The sequence below is a fragment of the Acinetobacter sp. BY419 genome (genome assembly GCF_019038395.1).
Lineage (GTDB): Bacteria > Pseudomonadota > Gammaproteobacteria > Pseudomonadales > Moraxellaceae > Acinetobacter.
Genome location: NZ_JAGFXZ010000026.1, coordinates 1 through 18,304, shown reverse-complemented (window position 1 = coordinate 18,304; position 18,304 = coordinate 1). Strand labels below are relative to the sequence as shown.

The window sequence follows — 18,304 nt, the reverse complement described above, 5'->3', positions numbered from 1 at the left end:
TCACAAAGTTAAAAAATTTATAGTCAATTTAATGTAATAAAACAGAAGAATAGAGTTAGGCATGGATGCTTTAAGTAAAATTTTTGATGATATTCATCTGGAAAAATCGGAATATCTTTATCTGAATGTGTTTCATCCCGGCGGCTTTGACTATCAGCATGAACCTTTTATGCTGGCTTATATCCTGTTACAAGGACAGGCCCAATTAAAGTTCGCCAACGGCGATCTGCTCGAGCTGCAACAAGGTGATCTGGTGCTATTACCCGCTGGTTCTGCCCATCGTATTTCCTGCCCAGACAATGCAAGTTTTTCTGAGCACAGCTCAATCAATACTTATTTTCAGACCCATGCGCAGCAATGTGTTGATCTCAATCGAGAGAATTCGGTAGAACACAGTTTTATGCTCACCCTGCGCTCCAGTCTGGATATGCAAATGGCCAAGCCTCTGCTGAGTGCCTTACCTAAATACCTGCACATTCAGCATATTCTGGGCGATACCGCACCAGAATGGTTACAGGTTGGCTTGCAATTTCTGGCACTGGAAACCCAGCAACTTCGTCCGGGACGTGACAAGATTCTGGATCATCTGGTCAGTATTTTACTGATTGAATGTGTGCGAGATTATATTTTAAATCTGGAAAATGCTTCGAGCTGGCTCAATGCGCTCTCGCATCCGGAACTGTCCAATGCACTGGCAGCGATTCACGGCAAACCTGAGCAGTCCTGGACCGTAGAAAGTCTGGCTGAGCAATGTCATATGTCACGTTCCAAATTTGCCCAGCTTTTTACTCAGATTGTCGGTGAGCCGCCATTGGCCTATCTGCAACAGCATCGTCTGCGACTGGCGGCTCAATATTTGCGAAATAGCGGCTTCAGCATTCAGCAGATCGCTTATCTGGTCGGTTATTCATCCGAGACGGCCTTCAGTCAAAGCTTTAAAAAACAGTTTGAACAGACGCCCACCCAGTACCGGCTGAAATGCCAGAAGAATCAGTCTTTATTACTCGACTAAAGCCAATACGGCTTTGACTGCATCTTCGCTATTGCCAGACAATAGCTGCTTATGCATGGTAATGTGCTGCATGACCTGAATCTGCGCCGCTTCAATATCCATCAGTTTTTCAATTTCGACAGCCAGATTTTCAGGGGTAGCATCAAACTGGATCAGTTCCTGAATCACTTTTTTGCCGGCAATAATATTCGGCAAGGAGAAATAAGGGATTTTGACCAGCAATTTGGCAATATGATAAGTCAGCCAGTGCAATTTATAAAAAGTCACCATCGGACGATGCAACAACATTGCCTCAAGCGTCGCAGTTCCCGAAGCCAGTGCAATAATATTGGACGCATTCATCACCTGACGGCCAATTTTTGACTCGGAGCTGGTATTTTCCATCAGACGAATCTGGGCTTTCAAGCTTTCAGGATAAGTGGCCAGTAAACTTTCGATTTGCTGTTTACGTGCCTCATTAATTGCAGGAATCAGAAAGGTATATTCCGGATATTTTTGATGCAGAATATTGGCTGCATCTAAAACTAAAGGCCCTAAACGTTCAATTTCACCACGGCGACTTCCCGGCAGTAATGCAATATGTTTCTGATTTGGATCCAGGCCTAATTCTGTTTTGGCCTCCAGAATTGGATTTTCAAGCGGCAACTGACTGGCTAGAGGATGTCCAACGAAAGCTGCTGGCACATCCCATTGCTTAAAGAAGGCTTTTTCAAAGGGAAATAGACAGAGCACCAGATCAATACTGGCTTTAATGCCATGCACACGACCCTGACGCCATGCCCAGACTGAAGGACTAACATATTGCACGGTTTTTATCGGCAACTGTTTTTGTTTAATGGTTTTCGATAAGCGCAAGTTAAAATCAGGTGCGTCAATGCCGATAAAAATATCAACCGGATCTTTGCTCCAGGTCTCTACTAGGCCATCCCGTACGGCAAAGAGTTTTTTAATATCTTTTAAGACTTCGACAATGCCCATAACCGACAAAATATCCATCGGATAATAGCTTTTAAAGCCTTCCGCGATCATTTGTGGACCACCAATACCTTCAAATTCGGCATCAACACCTTGCTCACGAAAACGGCGAATCAATGTTGCGCCAAGCGTATCTCCAGAGACCTCACCGACCACGATTCCGATTTTAAGTTTTCGATTTAGCAAGTGGGTTTCCTCTCAGATCTGCATGGAAGTTCATTGAATCGGGATTCTAACATAAACGTTTACCTATTCCGGAATAAGCTTGAGTATCTTCTAATTTCAAGAAACTCACCGTTTAGAATGACTTAGTCGATTATTGCTCTTGCATAATGCCATGAAATGAATAGAGGTTTTCAGCAACACCATACTAAGCCTGAATAGAACAAATCAGACCTTTCAAACAAATAATCACACCAGTGTTCCATACACAGTAAAGTTAAAAAAACTTGAAACATCATCGAATATAAATTGCATTGCTTTATCTGTTTTATGCATAAGCAAATCAATAATCAAGACAACTACTTATATCCAAAAGTCATAAGATATGCACGTTTTTTGATTTTGGCATATATGCATGTTCGGTCCGATTGAGTTTATTTTAGCAGGTGTGTTGGTTGGTTTCTGTGTGGGGGTAACCGGTGTGGGTGGCGGTTCATTAATGACGCCGATTCTCATCAGTTTATTCCGGATTGAACCCCACATTGCGATTGGTACTGATCTTCTCTATGCTGCGATTTCAAAATTCTGCGGCTCTTTTGTGCATGCCAAAAAAATGAATATTGTCTGGCCGATTGTGATCTGGCTGGCCGTTGGCAGTATCCCTGCTTCTTTGGCGACACATTGGGTACTTGATAACTTTCTGAGCCAATCCACGTATTACAAGACTGTCCTGACCATGGTGTTAGGCTTTATGCTGACTATCACCGGCTTGTCTATTCTGTTTCGCACCCAGATCGAAACTCTTTTTAACAAACACAGAAAACAAGAACTGCCAGATATGACTCAGGATCTGGAAAAAGTGAAGCTACAAGCCAAGGAAAAGCGTGTAGCCATCATTATTATGGGGATTATCTTAGGTATATTTGTCACGCTTTCTTCAGTGGGGGCCGGCGCATTTGGCATCATGGCACTTGTGGTGATGTTCCCGAATCTGCCAATGATTCGTATCATTGGCTCTGATGTTGTGCATGCGGTCTTACTGACCCTGGTTGCAGGTCTGGGGCATATGTCTTCAGGCAACGTCGATTTCATGCTGCTCTTCTGGTTATTGGTAGGTTCTATTCCGGCTATTATTGTTGGTACTTTGCTCAGTTCACGTATGCCGGAAAAACTTATCCGCAAAATCTTAGGCATCACCCTGTTTGCACTGGGCGTGAATTTCATGATTAATCCGGTGAAATCAAAACTGGTTCAATCAGCTGAAACAGCAATGATAATCATAAGCCAAAATTCCCAGTCCGTTTAAGTTAACTATCCGATTCATCACTTTTTTTTCAAAGAAATATTCATCTTTTTTATAACAAAGTGACGCATCATTCATGTTATATTCGGGCTATTAAACAACCTTTTGTATGATCGAACCAGTGACGGCAATGAATACACAACAGTCAAATCCCATTTCAGCATCAGATATTGATGACGTGAATATCCACAGCATGATTCCTCTTGTAACCCCTGCTGAGCTTAAAGCAGAGTTACCGTTGACTGAAACTGCTTATCAAACCGTACTGCATGGTCGTGAAACGATTCGTAATATTCTGGATGGTAAAGACAAACGCCTGTTCGTTGTGATCGGTCCATGTTCTATCCATGATCCGGCGGCTGCACACGAATATGCTGAACGTTTAAAAGTGTTAAGCGAAAAAGTCAAAGACAGCTTATATATCGTGATGCGTGTTTATTTTGAAAAACCACGTACTACAGTGGGCTGGAAAGGCCTGATCAATGATCCGGATATGAATGATTCATTCAATATCGAAAAAGGTCTGCGTATTGGTCGCAAACTGTTACTTGAATTGAATGAAATGGGTTTACCATGTGCTACAGAGGCGCTTGATCCAAACTCTCCGCAGTATTATCAAGACCTGATTTCATGGTCAGCCATTGGTGCACGTACTACCGAGAGCCAGACACACCGCGAAATGTCTTCAGGCCTTTCGTCACCAGTTGGCTTTAAAAATGGTACTGACGGCGGTTTAACGGTTGCAACCAATGCAATGCAATCCGTGAAACATGGTCACAGCTTCCTGGGTCTGAATGATCAGGGTCAGGTAGCTGTCATTCGTACTTCGGGTAACCCGTATGCCCATGTGGTACTGCGTGGCGGTAATGGCAAGCCAAACTATGATTCAGGCTCGGTAGCAGATGCAGAAGCTGCACTGGCTAAAGCCAAAGTCAGCAACAAGATCATGATTGATGCCAGCCATGCTAACTCAAATAAAGACCCGTACCTGCAACCACTTGTACTTAAAAACATTTCAGAACAAATTATTGATGGAAACAAGTCAATTGTTGGTATTATGGTAGAAAGTCATCTCAAGGGTGGTCGTCAGGACATTCCTACAAACCTTGATGATCTGGAATATGGTCAATCAGTCACGGATGGTTGTATCGACTGGGAGACGACTGAAAAAGTCTTACTCGACATGCATGAGGCATTGAAAGACGTTTTACCTAATCGTTAAACGATCTGACAAACGCCATCGCTAAGATGGCGTTTGCATTTCTGAATAAGGAAATTTTATCTGATGAATGATATGGAAACGGCATTAAGCCAGATTGATAATTTTCAGTTCATCCATGAGCATCTGTTTAGCTCCGGTCAACTGACTACTGCACAATTGCAGCTGATGAAAGAATATGGTGTATCTACAGTCATCAATGTGGCATTAACCGATAGCGAACAGTACCTGCCGCATGAAGATAAAATTTGCCTTGAGCTGGGACTAAACTATATCCAGGTTCCAATTTCCTGGGAAACGCCTTCAGACAATCAGTGTCTGCTGGTACTGGACCTGATCGATCATCTGGTAAAAGAGCAAATGGTTTGGGTACATTGTTCGAAAAATTACCATGTCAGCTGTTTGATGTATCTATATCGCCAATATTATATGGATATTGAACTGCCTCATGCACAAGAGCACTTACATAAAATCTGGGAACCGAATGAAACCTGGACCGGATTAATGCACGCAGTTGCTCTGCAGCTACAAGGCCGTAAAGCAACTCAGGAACTGGAACTTTCCCTGATTAATCCGAATTATTTTGCCTGATCTTATTTGCTATGACTCAACAGCACGGTTGCCATGGACATAATCCCTTCCTGACGGCCGGTAAAACCTAACTGTTCAGTGGTCGTGGCTTTAATACTGATTTGAGTCACATCAACATTTAGAACATCTGCAATACTTTGACGCATTGCCAGATTATGTTTAGCCAGTTTTGGCCGTTCACAGGCTACGGTAATATCGGCATTATTCAGGTGATAACCACGATCCAGAATCAATTGATAGACATGCTTGAGCAGTATCCGGCTATCTGCACCTTTAAACTCAGGATCTGTATCCGGAAAATGCTGGCCAATATCTCCGAGCGCCAATGCACCCAGCAAAGCATCACAGAGTGCATGCAGAATCACATCACCATCCGAATGCGCTTTCAGACCGTGGGTATGCGGAATTTGAATGCCTGCCAAAGTGACAAAATCACCTTCTTCAAATGCATGCACATCCAGCCCCTGGCCAATACGAATTTGTGCAATCACCTTATACATCCTTTAGAAATAGCCCATTGAAATTCTTGTACACTTGCTTTCTATTTCGCTATAGTTAGACCAAGCGTAACACAGTGAAAGTATAAGCGATCATGCTACTGAAAACTGATATAAATATGGTGAAAATAATTGGCCTGATGCTCGGTCTGGGGATGATTTCTACGGGTAGCTCAGCGATCACACTGGACTGTAGCAACGACAGCAAAAAAACGGCTGCCATGAAGAAAGTCTGCTCAGCCTCGCTGGCAGAGTCTCGTGAAAAACTGGCTGACCAATACTTTACTGCTTTTCTAATTACTGATGCGCCTTTGCGCTTATTGCAAGACACCCAACAATTGTGGGCGAACCGTTTACAGCAATGCAAAACGCTAGACTGTTTTAAACAGCAGTTTGAGTGGCGTTTAGATGATTTAAATGTCTATATTTCATTGAATCAAAGTCTGACCCAACATTATATTAAGTTTGAACAGGGTCAAATTGCCAAACCGCCTGTACATCTCAAGATTCATCAGCTGACCAAAGACCGGATCAAAATTGAAGGTCTGGCCTATCGCAATCCCAATAACCGGGCTGAAACACAGACCGTTCCATTTTTAGCCTATACCACGCCAGAGGCAAAAAACCAGATCACCGATAACGAAAATGACTGTCGCTATGAGTTTCACTATAGCAAAGCGATTCTGACCGTCAGCAGCCAGCAAAAAGGTTGTGAGCGGTTTACGGGAATATATCGTTTATATGATTGATTTAATTTAAAAATAGTATAATTTTCCGGTATTTAAAATAAGAATTTTGATTTTAAAATAGCCCGAATGCGGGCTATCAATTTACGTAGGATAGTATTGAGCAATTTTCTGACTGATCATCGCGGCAGTTGCAGCTGACAAAGTCCAGCCCAGATGACCATGCCCGGTATTGTAAAATACCCGTTCATGTTTGCCACGGCGCACCACAGGCATCATATTTGGCATCATGGGACGTAAGCCTGCCCACGGCACCACATGCTCGGTACACAGGTCAAAATTACGATTAGTCCAGTCAATCAGTGGCTGAATCCGGTCGGCACGAATATCCCGGTTATAGCCATTAAACTCGGCTGTGCCTGCCACACGTAAACGATCCTTCCCTAAACGTGACAAGACAATTTTGGCGCTTTCATCCAGCAGACTCACCCACGGTGCGTCATTTTGACTCTGCTCATCATTCAGTTGAACTGTAATCGAATAGCCTTTGACCGGATATACATTGACCCGCTCACCAAGAATCTCGGCTAATTGATAACTGCCCACCCCTGCACATACGACAATGGCATCCGCATCAATTTCTAGAATGTCATCTTTAGAGCTATGCATATTTTCAATACTAGGTTTGCATTTCACCCGAATATTCTGAGCCTGATGATCGACAGCGAAAACATCTTGACCAAATTCAAATTTCACGCCTTTTTGCATGCAGGCTTTGGCCAGCCCGGTGCTAAATTTATGAATATCTCCGGTAGCATCACTCTGACAATAAAATCCTGCATAATAATCACCCGTTAATGCAGGTTCGATCTGCTTGATTTCTGCATTGGAAATCGCATTTCGCTCCAGGCCACCGCTGCACAACAGATCATTGACTTTAATCGCAACATCATAATCAGTCTTGGTATGATAAAAATGTAAAATGCCACGTTTTTCCAGATTGAAATCAATATGTTCTGTTTGGGCTATTTCATACAAACGGGCTTTGGCCAGTAAAGCCAAACGCACCGTCTCTCGGGTATTGGCTTCATAATGTTTGATATTTCCCAGAAATTCCATCAGCCAACTGTATTTATGCACACTAAAAGAAGGATTGAGCAAAAGTGGTGCGGTTTTTTGTGACATCCATTTGATGCCTTTAAGTACTGTCGCTTTCTGGTTCCATACTTCGGCATTACAGGCAGAAAGCTGGCCGCCGTTGGCGAAAGATGTCTCCATTGCCGGATATAGATGCCGATCAACCACTGTCACCTGATACCCTGATAAAGCCAGCTCATAAGCTGTGGTTACTCCGGTAATACCGGCCCCAATCACCACGACATGACGCATAGACACCTCCTTGATTGTATTGATGTCTTTTCCCATCTGTCATGTGTACCTGAGAGCTTCGGTAGATACATTGCACATCAATGCGGCCACCTTCCCCTTCGGTGAGTGATTGAACACTTCTCTCCAGAGTCTTTATCCATTATCACAGTCCTTTTGCCTGAGAGTTTCCTGGGAACTTGCTCCTTCGGCGAATGCAGAAGCATTTCTCTCCTGCAATAATGTTTTATTATCATGAGCAATTTTTATACCATCTTATTCATAGCTACAGTTTTTTATTTATGTTAATTCACATGATTTAAGAAAATACTGATTTCAAGAAAACGAGAGAAAAGTCTTGCTCCTTTCAAATAAATTTTAAGATTTTTTATCTTTCTACTTGATATGCTTTATTTCTTTAAATATTGTCGCCAGATAGCGCGCATTAGCAATAGTGCTGAAAACACTTATTTGCTTAGAATACTTATAAAAATTATATTAAATCAAAGTGTCGGCTCATCTATATCCCTGATTTTTAAAAGTACTGAAATTAAATCAACCAGGAAAGAATGAGCATCAAAGACCCTGCAGCAACGACCGTTTGCATACTAATAATATTGGCCATGAACTGACTGTCCCCTCCATATACACGAGTAAGCACATAGGAGGCCGAAGCTGTTGGCAGGGCAAAAAACAGTATCAGTACCTGCGTGGTTAATGTGTCAGTATTAAACAATTGGCAAACAAAGTATGCAGCCAACGGCATACCTAACAAACGCCCAAAGGTCGCCAGACTCAATGGCCAAATATCTCGCTGAAAACCCTGAAACTGTAAGGCAGCTCCGACACACATCAGACCGAGCGGCAAACTGCATAAGGCAATCTGCTTTAGATATAGCTCAAATCCAGTCCAAAGTGATAAGCCTGAAAGATTAAATAATCCACCCACAATACAGCCTAAAATTAGGGGGTTTTTTAACAGATCAGTGAGAAGTTTGATGATCTGCATATCATGGCTACGGGTAAATGATAATACGGATAAGATATTGACCAGTGGAATACATAAAACCATGACTACGGCGAAAATGGTCATGCCCTGCTGATGAAACAAGGCATTGACTGCTGCCAGTCCAATATAAGTATTAAAGCGTAGCAGCGCCTGTACGTAGACCCCGAAGCGCGCATAGCCAATCTGATAAACTTTTCTCAGGACATATAAGGCTATACTGACCACAGGCATGAGGCTAAAAACCACCAGAACAACTTCCCGGATCACCTCCATTTCAATCTTGGCTACCGCCAGATTTAAAAACAGCATCACCGGAAACAGCACATAATAATTTAGATTTTCTGCCCCACGCCAGAAATCATCACTCAACCATTGCCTACGCTTAAGCAGATAGCCAAAGCTGATCAATCCAATCAGCGGGAATAGTACTGTGAAGATCGTCTGAAACATTGAGCAACTCATAATATGCGGTTGTGCGGCAATCGAATCCAATTGCCTGTCAATGAGCAAGGATACAACAACCGAAGAGTTTCAGGATGAAAATAGCGGGAAAATCAGTGGCTAATAAACAAGGATACTCTAATTTGCTTTCATTATTAATACACTGTCTAAATCCAGCTTTCTTGTTTTGCAATATTTAATACATCAATTTTAAGTTTTTCTAACTCATCAAAAACTGTTGAATCCAGTTTTGGACGAACTTTTTCTAATTTAACTTTTAATAAGTCTAAACTTCTTAAAAGCATCCTAAAAATAAGTTTCTTTCGGCCCAGGTCATCTGTTGCCTTGAAGGTGTTCGGATCTATTCTTAAGCGAAAATCCATGTTTTTTCGTTTAGGAGAATAATAAATACGTTCATCAAAATTATCCGTTCCCATTATAATTGAAATACATTTCCATTTATTTATCGGAATATCATAAGAGTTATTTTGAAGTTGAGCATTTAAGGCATCTTCAACTGCATTACGTGCTTTACATTCCTGTAGAGTTTGCTCTTCACTTAAAACTTCACTACTCAGCTCAGCGCTTAACCATATTTTCATACATACATCCTGATCATTATTCTTGTTTACAAGAGATCTAGAACTTAGCTTCTCCTACTAAATATAAACTTTGTGACACAACACTTTTAGATCATTATTTTTAGAAAAATCTTAGCTTAATTTGATTTCTTTTTAACATGATAGTTTTTATACAAAAAAAAGCCAGACCGAAGTCTGACTTTAATTTTATTCACTTCTATAAAGCAAATTATTTTGGTTCAATCGGCTCAAAAGGCGCAACTACATCGGCATTTTGCGCACGATGACGCATAAAGTGATCCATCAATACAATCGCCAGCATGGCTTCAGCAATCGGTGTAGCACGTACACCCACGCAAGGATCATGACGGCCTTTGGTCAGCACATCGGTATCTTCACGATCAATATTAATGGTTTTACCCGGAGTAGTGATTGAAGCCGTAGGTTTCAAGGCAATCGCAACACGAATGTCCTGACCACTGGAAATCCCACCTAAAATACCGCCGGCATGGTTGGCAAGGAAGCCCTCTGTAGTAAGTTCATCACGGCTTTCATGACCAAACTGTTCAGCAACGCCAAAACCGTCACCGATTTCTACACCTTTAACAGCATTGATCGACATCATGGCATGCGCGATGTCAGCATCTAGACGGTCAAAGACTGGCTCGCCCCAACCGACTGGCACTTTAGATGCAATGATTTCAAGTTTAGCGCCACAACTGGTGCCTTGCTCACGTAAAGATGTCACTAGTGCTTCAAAACGTGGAACTGCATCGACATCGCCACAAAAAAATGGATTGTTTGGAACTTCATTCCAGTCCAGCTTCTCTGCTTTTTCAGTGCCGATCTGGGTGACGTGACCGCGAATCTCAATACCAAATTTCTCGAAAAGGTATTTCTTGGCAATTGCGCCCGCTGCGACACGCATTGCAGTTTCACGTGCACTTGAACGGCCACCACCACGGTAGTCACGAAAACCATACTTTTGGGTATAGGTATAGTCCGCATGACCCGGGCGGAAAGTCTGCGCGATATTGCCGTAGTCTTTCGATTTTTGATCCGTATTACGGATCAAGAGGCCGATTGACGTTCCAGTGGTTTTACCCTCAAAAACACCGGAAATAATTTCTACTTCATCTGGTTCTTTACGCTGGGTTGCAAATTTTGAAGTTCCCGGCTTACGACGATCCAGATCTTTTTGCAAATCCGCTTCAGTCAGCTCAATGCCCGGTGGAACCCCATCGATGATGGCCATCAAGCCAACACCGTGAGATTCACCACAAGTCGTTACACGGAACAGTTGCCCTATACTATTACCTGCCATGTCAAACGACTCCTTATGCTTGAATAGACTGAATGAATAAATCACGGTAGGTACGGCACTGCTCTGCAGTCAATGCAAAGATACCAGTGCCACCTTTCTGGAATTGTAACCAGTAGAAATCAACTGAATTGAAATTTTGGCGCATCGCCCATTCTGAGTTGCCCACTTCGATCACGATCAAGCCGTTCTCAGTCAGGTAATCTGCAGCCTGAGCCAGCATTTTACGTACCAGATCCAGACCGTCCTGACCAGCAGCAAGCGCCAGCTCAGGCTCATGATGGAATTCTTCAGGCAAATCAGCCATATCTTCCGCATCGACATACGGCGGATTAGATACAATTAAATCGTATTGATTTTCGGCTGGAATTTTTTCGAACAAATCTGATTCAAGCAATGCGATCTGATATTGCTTGTCATGATGCTCAGTATTGATTTGCGCAACTTCCAATGCTTCTTTCGAAATATCGGTGGCATCCACTTCAGCTTCAGGGAAAGCATAAGCCAATGCAATTGCGATACAGCCTGAACCGGTACACATATCTAGAATGCGTTGTGGTGTCTTCGGACTCGGGTTTTCCGGCAAGTTATTAACCGCCTGACCCATTTGACCATGTTCACCCAGGAAATATGGGGCAAAACGGTTCTGGATCAGTTCAGCAATCGGTGAACGTGGAATCAGCACACGCTCATCAACATAGTAAGGTTTGCCGTCGAAGTAAGCCAGGTTCAATAAATATGAAGTTGGTACTTTTTCATTGATACGGCGTTCAAGCAGACTTAAAAATTCGGCTTTTTCACTTGGTAATAATTTGGCATCTAGAATTTCAGCATCCGCTTTCCATTCTAGTGACAGGGTTTGTAAGACCAAGGCTGAACTTTCAGCAAAGTAATCTTCTGTACCTTGGCCCAAATGTGCATCGTATTGACGTAATGCTGTCACACCAAAACGAATAAAATCACGAATGGTGGTTAAATTTTCAGCGGCTTCCTGCATATGTTCAGGGCTAATAGTCGGTCGATCCACTTAAGGCGTCTCCAAGGTCATTTTTTTAAACGCCTTATGATACCTTGTTTTGGCTGCTTTTATAATGCTAAAAGTATGAAAAACACGAATTCTCTATGCCCATAAAAATTATAAAATTCTTGTTTTTATGCGCGATCTTAAACCTGTATGTCTACTTTTCTCAGGCTAAACTCAAACGACCAATACGATTAGTCGTGTGGCTATTTATCTGGAGCCAGGCGCATAAGAGCGGGACTGATAAAGATTGGCCTGCTCCATGATCAAAGCCAGCATACATTGACCTTGTTGCTGCTTAGCATATTTCCCGGACATTCTTAAATTACACTGCTGAGACAGTTTACGTTCCCAAAGTATATGCTGATTGCGGATAGCAGCGGTCTGATTCGGATTAAGCTTTAGATAGTTTTTATAGTTTTTTTTCAGCCGTTTATTGTGTAGTTTCAGTTCTTTTTCCAGACATTTTTCTGCTTTGACTGTATTGCCATAACTAAAATTCATGCACTGTGAATATTCCTTGGAATAACCTACAGCAGCTTGTGTCTGAAACGCGATACCCGCAAAAATTGCAACTAAAAAGTATGCAAGACGCATAAAATCCCCTTTACCTAAACCGGCATAATCCCAATAAATGTTTAACAATCAATATTGTTTAAATTATCCACTGATATTAACGCAGTCCAGACAAAAATCCTAAGCATTTTTCGGACAGAAAGATTAAACAGTTGCGCAATTGAAAATTGGCACATGACCCACATATAATCTACATTCAATATTTAAATGAGCCCAGATCTATGAGCTATAAGCACAATAATCTTATGGCGATGCGCCAAAATTACTGGAATGATCAAGTATCCAGTCAGGTGCAGCAAGAAAAGGTATTTTTGCAGTCGACTTTAATACAGCATGGTGTATTTACCAATGCGACACTAGAAGATGCTAAATATCTGTTTTTTGGCTTGCCAAGTATTGTGATTGTAAAAGGCTATGCTTTGGGCTTTATGCATGACAATGTGCAATACCTGATTCATCAACATATTCAAACAAATAAACAACAGTTACAACAACGATCTGAATTAAAAATCCAATTTCAAATGGCATAATGCCCTATCTAAACTGATACAGGTTGGTGAATTAATAAAAGCTTGCAAGCTTTTACTATGAATTCAGCGGCTTAAACTTTTTTAATACGTGCATAAGCGCTAATATCCCCTACAATGATTTATTCTGCTTCATGCTGATGATGAAAGGATTGAGTTTACATGTCAGATCAGAACGATAAGCTTAAACAACTGAAAACCTCCTCTATGGATCGACGCTTATCGATCGCAAAGGCATCCTTGCTGGCAGGCACGCGTTGGGCGGCTTCTAGCGCAGGCTCCATGTTCTCGAGCGATGAAGAAAAAGAAAAGAAACGTAAAAAAGCCATGAAAGAACAGGCCGATTATCTGGTGGCAGAAATTGGCAAGCTGAAAGGTTCTATCGTTAAAATTGGCCAGATGATGGCGCTGTATGGTGAGCATTTTCTGCCAGAAGAAGTCACTCAAGCCTTAAATACCCTGAATAACCAGACGGTGGCACTGGCATGGCCAGCCATTAAGACCCAGTTACAGCAACAGCTCGGTTCAAAACTCGACGATCTTACCATTGACCATGAACCTTTGGGCACAGCTTCATTGGCACAGGTCCATCGCGCTACCCGTAAAGCTGACGGTATGGAACTGGTATTAAAAATTCAGTATCCGGGTGTGGCAGAAGCCATTGATTCGGATATGAGCCTGTTTAAAAACATGCTGAAATTGACCCGCCTCGTGCCACAGACCCGCGAATTCGACCAATGGTTTGATGAAGTTCGTGAAATGATGCATCGTGAAGTGGACTATCACATTGAAGCAGATACCACGCGGCGTTTTGCGGCACGTTTAAAAGATGATCCACGCTATATCGTCCCAATGATTATTGATGAATATTGCTCTGATCGCGTGCTGTGCATGACTTTCGAACGTGGTGTGCCGATCAATAGCCCAGTGATGTTGTCCCTGCCTCAAGAACGCCGCAACCAGTTGGGTGAAGCATCTCTGGAAATTACAGTGCGTGAAATCTTCGAATGGGGCGAGATGCAAACCGACCCGAACTTTGGTAACTATCTGGTTCGTCTGGGTAATGGTGCAGATGTGCATGACAAGATCGTTCTGCTCGACTTTGGCGCAATCCGCCAGTTTGACCAGCATTTGCTCAGTGTTGCGCGCAACCTGATTCAGGCAGGCTATCATCATGACTCGGATATGATGGTCAAGGCCATGACCGGTTATGAGTTTTTTGATTCGATCCCGCACAGCATCAAACCGGATATGGCCAAGGTCTTCTTATTAGCTACTGAAGCATTTAGCTCACCACTGAATAATCAGGAGTTGCCAGCCGGCGTAATGGACGAACATAATCGTTATGACTGGAAAAAGAGTCAACTGCATAGCCGTGTCATGCAACAGGCTTCAAGATCTATGGCTTCGCGTTATTTCAGTGTGCCGCCAAAGGAATTTATGTTTATTAGCCGTAAATTTATTGGTGCATATACCTTTATGACCGTAATTGAGGCCAAAACCAATGTGCGTGCCATGATTAAAAAACATCTCTCGTAAAATAAATTCATCATAAAGACCCGGATGATTTTGTCATCTGGGTCAATTTTTATTCATTAAAGATTTTTTAAATTTAGATCTTTCCTCATTTTTTCATTGATTTACACTTTAGTTTATCAACATCAAGAAACCTAAAAATTGCCCATCATTCATGTCAGCGATGACATAGTTTTATATCTAAGCACATGTCAGTATTAAAAAAATAACGTGACAACACCTTAGGATAATCAGAATGAATAATATGGTGAATAAAGCCCAAGGATTTGGCTTATCCATACTGACCAAAATTGCGGGTAGCGAAGTATTAGACCAATTAAAGCTACGTAAATTTATAGAAAAATCACTTTATCAAAGTTCAAAAGCAGGATTCAAAACCCTGAGTCAAACCCAGAACATCCTGAAATCTGGCCAAAAGATTCAAAAACAGCGTCTGCCACATCAGTCCAAATCATTGTTTGATCTGAACCTGACTGAAGAACAGCACATGACCTGTGATGCCATGCAGCAATTTGCCCAAGAAGTGCTCTATCCATTAGCGCATGATGCAGATCAGCATGAATTATTTCCGCATGAACTCTGGCAATACAGCACTGATTTAGGCTTGAATTTCTATGCCCTGCCCGAAGCCTTAGGGGGGGTCGCATCGGAACAGAATATCGTCAGCAATATCTTGATAGCCCAACATTTAGCTCAAGGTGATTTTAGCCTGACAGCTGGCTTACTTTCGAATTTTAGTGTCATTAATGCCATTACCCGCTGGGGTTCAGAACAGATTCAGACAACATATCTCGCTGCTTTCGCAGAAAATCCTGAATTAAAAGCCACCTTTGCCGTTCAGGAAGAAACTGCAGCGTTTAATCCCGAGCAACTTAAAACCCAAGCTATTGCTCATCAGGGACACTATCTGATTCAGGGTGAAAAGACCTTGGTGCTATTGGGAGAAAGTGCCGATCTGTATCTGGTGAGTGCCGATCTGGACGGCAGAGCTGAGATCTTTGTGGTGCAACGCGATCATACGATCACTGCAAAAAAATCTCCTGCTATGGGTCTAAAAGCCACGGAAACAGTCACGCTTCAATTTAAAAATACGCCGGCCCAGCGTTTGGGTGATGACGATTTTGATTATTGTGCTTTTGTCGATTTGGGTAATTTAATGTGGTGTGCCTTGGCCGTCGGCACCTGTGAAGCAGTAAAAAAATACTGCGTTCAGTATGCCAATGAACGTACTGCTTTCGGTGAACCTATTTCACATCGTCAGAGCGTTGCATTTATGATTGCCGATATGGCAATTGAAATCGATGCAATGCAAATACTGATCCTGAATGCCGCCAGTCTGGCTGAATCGGGTCAATCTTTTCATCGTGAAGCCTATCTGGCACGCCTGCTCTGTGCAGAAAAATCCATGAAAATAGGCACCGATGGCGTACAAATTTTGGGCGGTCACGGCTTTACCAAGGAACATCCGCTAGAACGCTGGTATCGGGATCTGAGAGCCACTGCGATCGTTCATTCTGGCTTACATGCCTGAGCAAATAATAAAGAAGAAGAATCATGAATTTACAAACTCCAAAAAAATTCAAACTCCTGATTAATCAGGCACATGAAGTTGCCTTAAACGTTCTCCGTCCGATTTCACGTAAATATGACAAGGCTGAACATGCTTACCCTATCGAACTGGATATGCTGGCCTCTGTCGTGGATGGTATGAATCAAGGCAGTGAAGGCATGAATGCCGGCGCAGCGGTAAATAAACGAGGCAATACTGACAGCAGCAATAAAAATGGCATCAATATGTCTACCGCCCTGAGCATCATTGAAATGTGTTATGGCGATACTGGACTATTACTCTCCATGCCACGTCAGGGTTTAGGAAACTCAGCCATTGCCGCGGTGGCAAATGAAGAACAGCTCCAACGTTTTCATGGGATTTGGGCGGCCATGGCGATTACCGAACCGGGTTGCGGCTCGGATTCTGCCGCGATTCGTACTACCGCGACTAAAGATGGTGATGACTATATTCTAAATGGTGAGAAGATTTTTGTGACCTCGGGAGAACGTGCCGATGCGATAGTAGTCTGGGCAACTCTGGATAAAAAACTGGGACGATCAGCAATTAAATCTTTTGTGGTTGCCAAAGGCACACCAGGAATGAAAGTCGAACGACTAGAGCATAAATTAGGGATTAAGTCCTCAGACACTGCCACGATTAGCTTGATCAATTGTCGAGTACCCGCAGCGAACTTGCTCGGTCATACAGAAATTGATGTTGCCAAAGGCTTTGCCGGAGTGATGGAAACCTTTGATAATACTCGTCCGCTGGTCGCTGCAATGGCAATTGGTTGTGCTAAAGCCTCGCTGGAACGTATCAGGGAAATTTTTAAGGAACAATTGGATTCCTCTTATGCCACACCCTATTTACAAAGCTCTAATATCGCTGCACAAATCTATCGCATGGAAGCTGAATGGGAAGCTGCGCGTTTGCTCATGCTCAAAGCCGCCTGGATGGCCGATAATCGCAAACCGAATTCACGTGAGGCTTCTATCGCTAAAGCCAAGGCCGGTCGGATCGGCAATGAAATCACCTTGAAATGTGTGGAACTGGCAGCAGCTGTCGGTTATAACGAAACCGAACTTTTAGAAAAATGGGCACGTGATTCCAAAATCATGGATATTTTTGAAGGCACCCAGCAGATTCAGCAACTTATTATTGCACGTCGGGAATTAGGAAAGTCATCGAGCGAATTAAAATAGTTATTGCTCATTAAATAACGAATTAAACTTACTTCAATTGATTAAACGATGGATTTTTCAATCATTTAAGGTTATAAAAATTCATCGATTTTTTAAATACAATCAGTCCACCATGTACTCTATTCGCCGCATTCAGCCTAAAGATAATGCTCAAATTGCAACCATTATTCGTCATGTTTCCCAAGAATGTGGACTGGCGGCAGAATCTGGTTTCGCGGTAGGTGATTCAATTCTTGATAACCTGTATGAAGTATATCGACAAACGAATTCTGCTTATTGGGTCATTGTAGATGAACAGGATCAAGCTTATGGAGGTGGTGGAATTGCTCCATTAAAAGGTGATCAGAGCATTTTTGAAATACAGAAAATGTACTTTTTACCTGAAATTCGTCAGCAAGGGTTTGCCAAGAAAATTTTAGAATTATCCTTTGAATTTGCACAGGAGCATCAGGTTAAATTTGTCTACCTAGAAACCACCAAAGCGCTATGGCAAGCAGTTAAACTGTATGAAAAACTAGGTTTTCAGCATCTTCATCAGCCTAAAGGCAATACCGGACATAGTGACGCTTGTGAAATATGGATGCTTAAAACCCTTTTCTAGTTAACCCGAATCGCGGATAAGAAATTGACTTGAAAAATAAGAGGACTAGAGCCATCAGTTGAGTTACCACACCAAACTCACAACTCTAGTCCTGATGTTCAATAGTACCGAATTATTCTGCGTAATT

Annotated in this window: 18 protein-coding genes and 1 riboswitch; of the genes, 10 read left to right on the top strand and 8 right to left on the bottom strand. The window is 42.4% G+C overall.

All coding sequences use genetic code 11. The features are described 5' to 3' along the window. Positions 1-61 precede the first annotated feature (61 nt). Positions 62-1,012, top strand: a complete 951-nt coding sequence (locus KUG37_RS10820) for an AraC family transcriptional regulator (RefSeq protein WP_216936539.1) — start codon at positions 62-64, stop codon at positions 1,010-1,012. Here KUG37_RS10820 and lpxB read toward each other — a convergent pair. After that, positions 1,001-2,173, bottom strand: a complete 1,173-nt coding sequence (gene lpxB, locus KUG37_RS10815) for a lipid-A-disaccharide synthase (RefSeq protein ID WP_216936538.1) — start codon at positions 2,171-2,173, stop codon at positions 1,001-1,003. The genes KUG37_RS10820 and lpxB overlap by 12 nt on opposite strands. Before the next feature lie 391 nt (positions 2,174-2,564). Here lpxB and KUG37_RS10810 point away from each other — a divergent pair, with 391 nt between their 5' ends. The 3 genes from KUG37_RS10810 to KUG37_RS10800 all read left to right on the top strand — a co-directional run bounded on the left by KUG37_RS10810 (position 2,565) and on the right by KUG37_RS10800 (position 5,262). After that, positions 2,565-3,455, top strand: a complete 891-nt coding sequence (locus tag KUG37_RS10810) for a sulfite exporter TauE/SafE family protein (protein WP_216940423.1) — start codon at positions 2,565-2,567, stop codon at positions 3,453-3,455. Positions 3,456-3,582: 127 nt separating this feature from the next. Further along, complete coding sequence (locus KUG37_RS10805) at positions 3,583-4,674, top strand: 3-deoxy-7-phosphoheptulonate synthase (protein ID WP_216936536.1); 1,092 nt, start codon at positions 3,583-3,585, stop codon at positions 4,672-4,674. A gap of 63 nt (positions 4,675-4,737) precedes the next feature. Beyond that, positions 4,738-5,262: a protein tyrosine phosphatase family protein gene (locus KUG37_RS10800; RefSeq protein WP_216936535.1), complete on the top strand. Its 525-nt coding sequence runs from the start codon at positions 4,738-4,740 to the stop codon at positions 5,260-5,262. Positions 5,263-5,264: 2 nt separating this feature from the next. Here KUG37_RS10800 and ispF read toward each other — a convergent pair whose 3' ends face one another. Then, the gene (gene ispF / locus KUG37_RS10795) at positions 5,265-5,753 is read right to left on the bottom strand and encodes a 2-C-methyl-D-erythritol 2,4-cyclodiphosphate synthase (protein WP_216936534.1); all 489 of its coding nucleotides are present in this window, start codon (positions 5,751-5,753) and stop codon (positions 5,265-5,267) included. A gap of 101 nt (positions 5,754-5,854) precedes the next feature. On the opposite strand from ispF, the gene KUG37_RS10790 reads away from it, so the two are divergent. Beyond that, complete coding sequence (locus KUG37_RS10790; protein ID WP_216936533.1) at positions 5,855-6,508, top strand: hypothetical protein; 654 nt, start codon at positions 5,855-5,857, stop codon at positions 6,506-6,508. 81 nt (positions 6,509-6,589) lie between these two features. Here KUG37_RS10790 and KUG37_RS10785 read toward each other — a convergent pair whose 3' ends face one another. The 6 genes from KUG37_RS10785 to KUG37_RS10760 all read right to left on the bottom strand — a co-directional run bounded on the left by KUG37_RS10785 (position 6,590) and on the right by KUG37_RS10760 (position 12,780). After that, the gene (locus KUG37_RS10785) at positions 6,590-7,834 is read right to left on the bottom strand and encodes a D-amino acid dehydrogenase (RefSeq protein WP_216936532.1); all 1,245 of its coding nucleotides are present in this window, start codon (positions 7,832-7,834) and stop codon (positions 6,590-6,592) included. Between the two features lie 135 nt (positions 7,835-7,969). After that, positions 7,970-8,057: riboswitch (glycine riboswitch) on the bottom strand. A 303-nt stretch (positions 8,058-8,360) separates the two neighbouring features. Next, entirely contained in the window at positions 8,361-9,269 is a 909-nt protein-coding gene (locus tag KUG37_RS10780; protein WP_216936531.1) for an AEC family transporter, read from the bottom strand. Positions 9,270-9,427: 158 nt separating this feature from the next. Beyond that, a complete protein-coding gene (locus tag KUG37_RS10775) occupies positions 9,428-9,862 on the bottom strand; it encodes an Imm44 family immunity protein (RefSeq protein WP_216936530.1) in 435 nt (144 codons plus the stop codon). Positions 9,863-10,070: 208 nt separating this feature from the next. Beyond that, complete coding sequence (gene aroC / locus KUG37_RS10770) at positions 10,071-11,165, bottom strand: chorismate synthase (protein ID WP_216936529.1); 1,095 nt, start codon at positions 11,163-11,165, stop codon at positions 10,071-10,073. A 13-nt stretch (positions 11,166-11,178) separates the two neighbouring features. Continuing rightward, positions 11,179-12,189, bottom strand: coding sequence for a 50S ribosomal protein L3 N(5)-glutamine methyltransferase (prmB, locus tag KUG37_RS10765; RefSeq protein ID WP_216936528.1), 1,011 nt, complete (start codon positions 12,187-12,189; stop codon positions 11,179-11,181). 204 nt (positions 12,190-12,393) lie between these two features. Next, on the bottom strand, positions 12,394-12,780 hold the full coding sequence (locus KUG37_RS10760; protein ID WP_216936521.1) for a lysozyme inhibitor LprI family protein: 387 nt from the start codon (positions 12,778-12,780) through the stop codon (positions 12,394-12,396). Positions 12,781-12,980: 200 nt separating this feature from the next. Between KUG37_RS10760 and KUG37_RS10755 the strand changes: the two genes are divergently transcribed. The 5 genes from KUG37_RS10755 (at position 12,981) to KUG37_RS10735 (ending at position 18,177) form a co-directional block, all read left to right on the top strand. Then, positions 12,981-13,289 carry a hypothetical protein gene (locus tag KUG37_RS10755; protein WP_216936512.1) on the top strand — a complete coding sequence of 103 codons (309 nt, stop codon included), beginning with the start codon at positions 12,981-12,983 and terminating at the stop codon, positions 13,287-13,289. Positions 13,290-13,448: 159 nt separating this feature from the next. Continuing rightward, positions 13,449-14,825: an AarF/ABC1/UbiB kinase family protein gene (locus tag KUG37_RS10750; RefSeq protein ID WP_216936510.1), complete on the top strand. Its 1,377-nt coding sequence runs from the start codon at positions 13,449-13,451 to the stop codon at positions 14,823-14,825. A gap of 232 nt (positions 14,826-15,057) precedes the next feature. Further along, positions 15,058-16,353 carry an acyl-CoA dehydrogenase family protein gene (locus KUG37_RS10745; protein ID WP_216936507.1) on the top strand — a complete coding sequence of 432 codons (1,296 nt, stop codon included), beginning with the start codon at positions 15,058-15,060 and terminating at the stop codon, positions 16,351-16,353. 23 nt (positions 16,354-16,376) lie between these two features. Beyond that, entirely contained in the window at positions 16,377-17,576 is a 1,200-nt protein-coding gene (locus KUG37_RS10740) for an acyl-CoA dehydrogenase family protein (protein WP_216936505.1), read from the top strand. 112 nt (positions 17,577-17,688) lie between these two features. Next, positions 17,689-18,177 (top strand): GNAT family N-acetyltransferase, encoded by a 489-nt coding sequence (locus KUG37_RS10735; RefSeq protein ID WP_216936503.1) that lies wholly within the window; start codon positions 17,689-17,691, stop codon positions 18,175-18,177. Positions 18,178-18,304 lie beyond the last annotated feature (127 nt).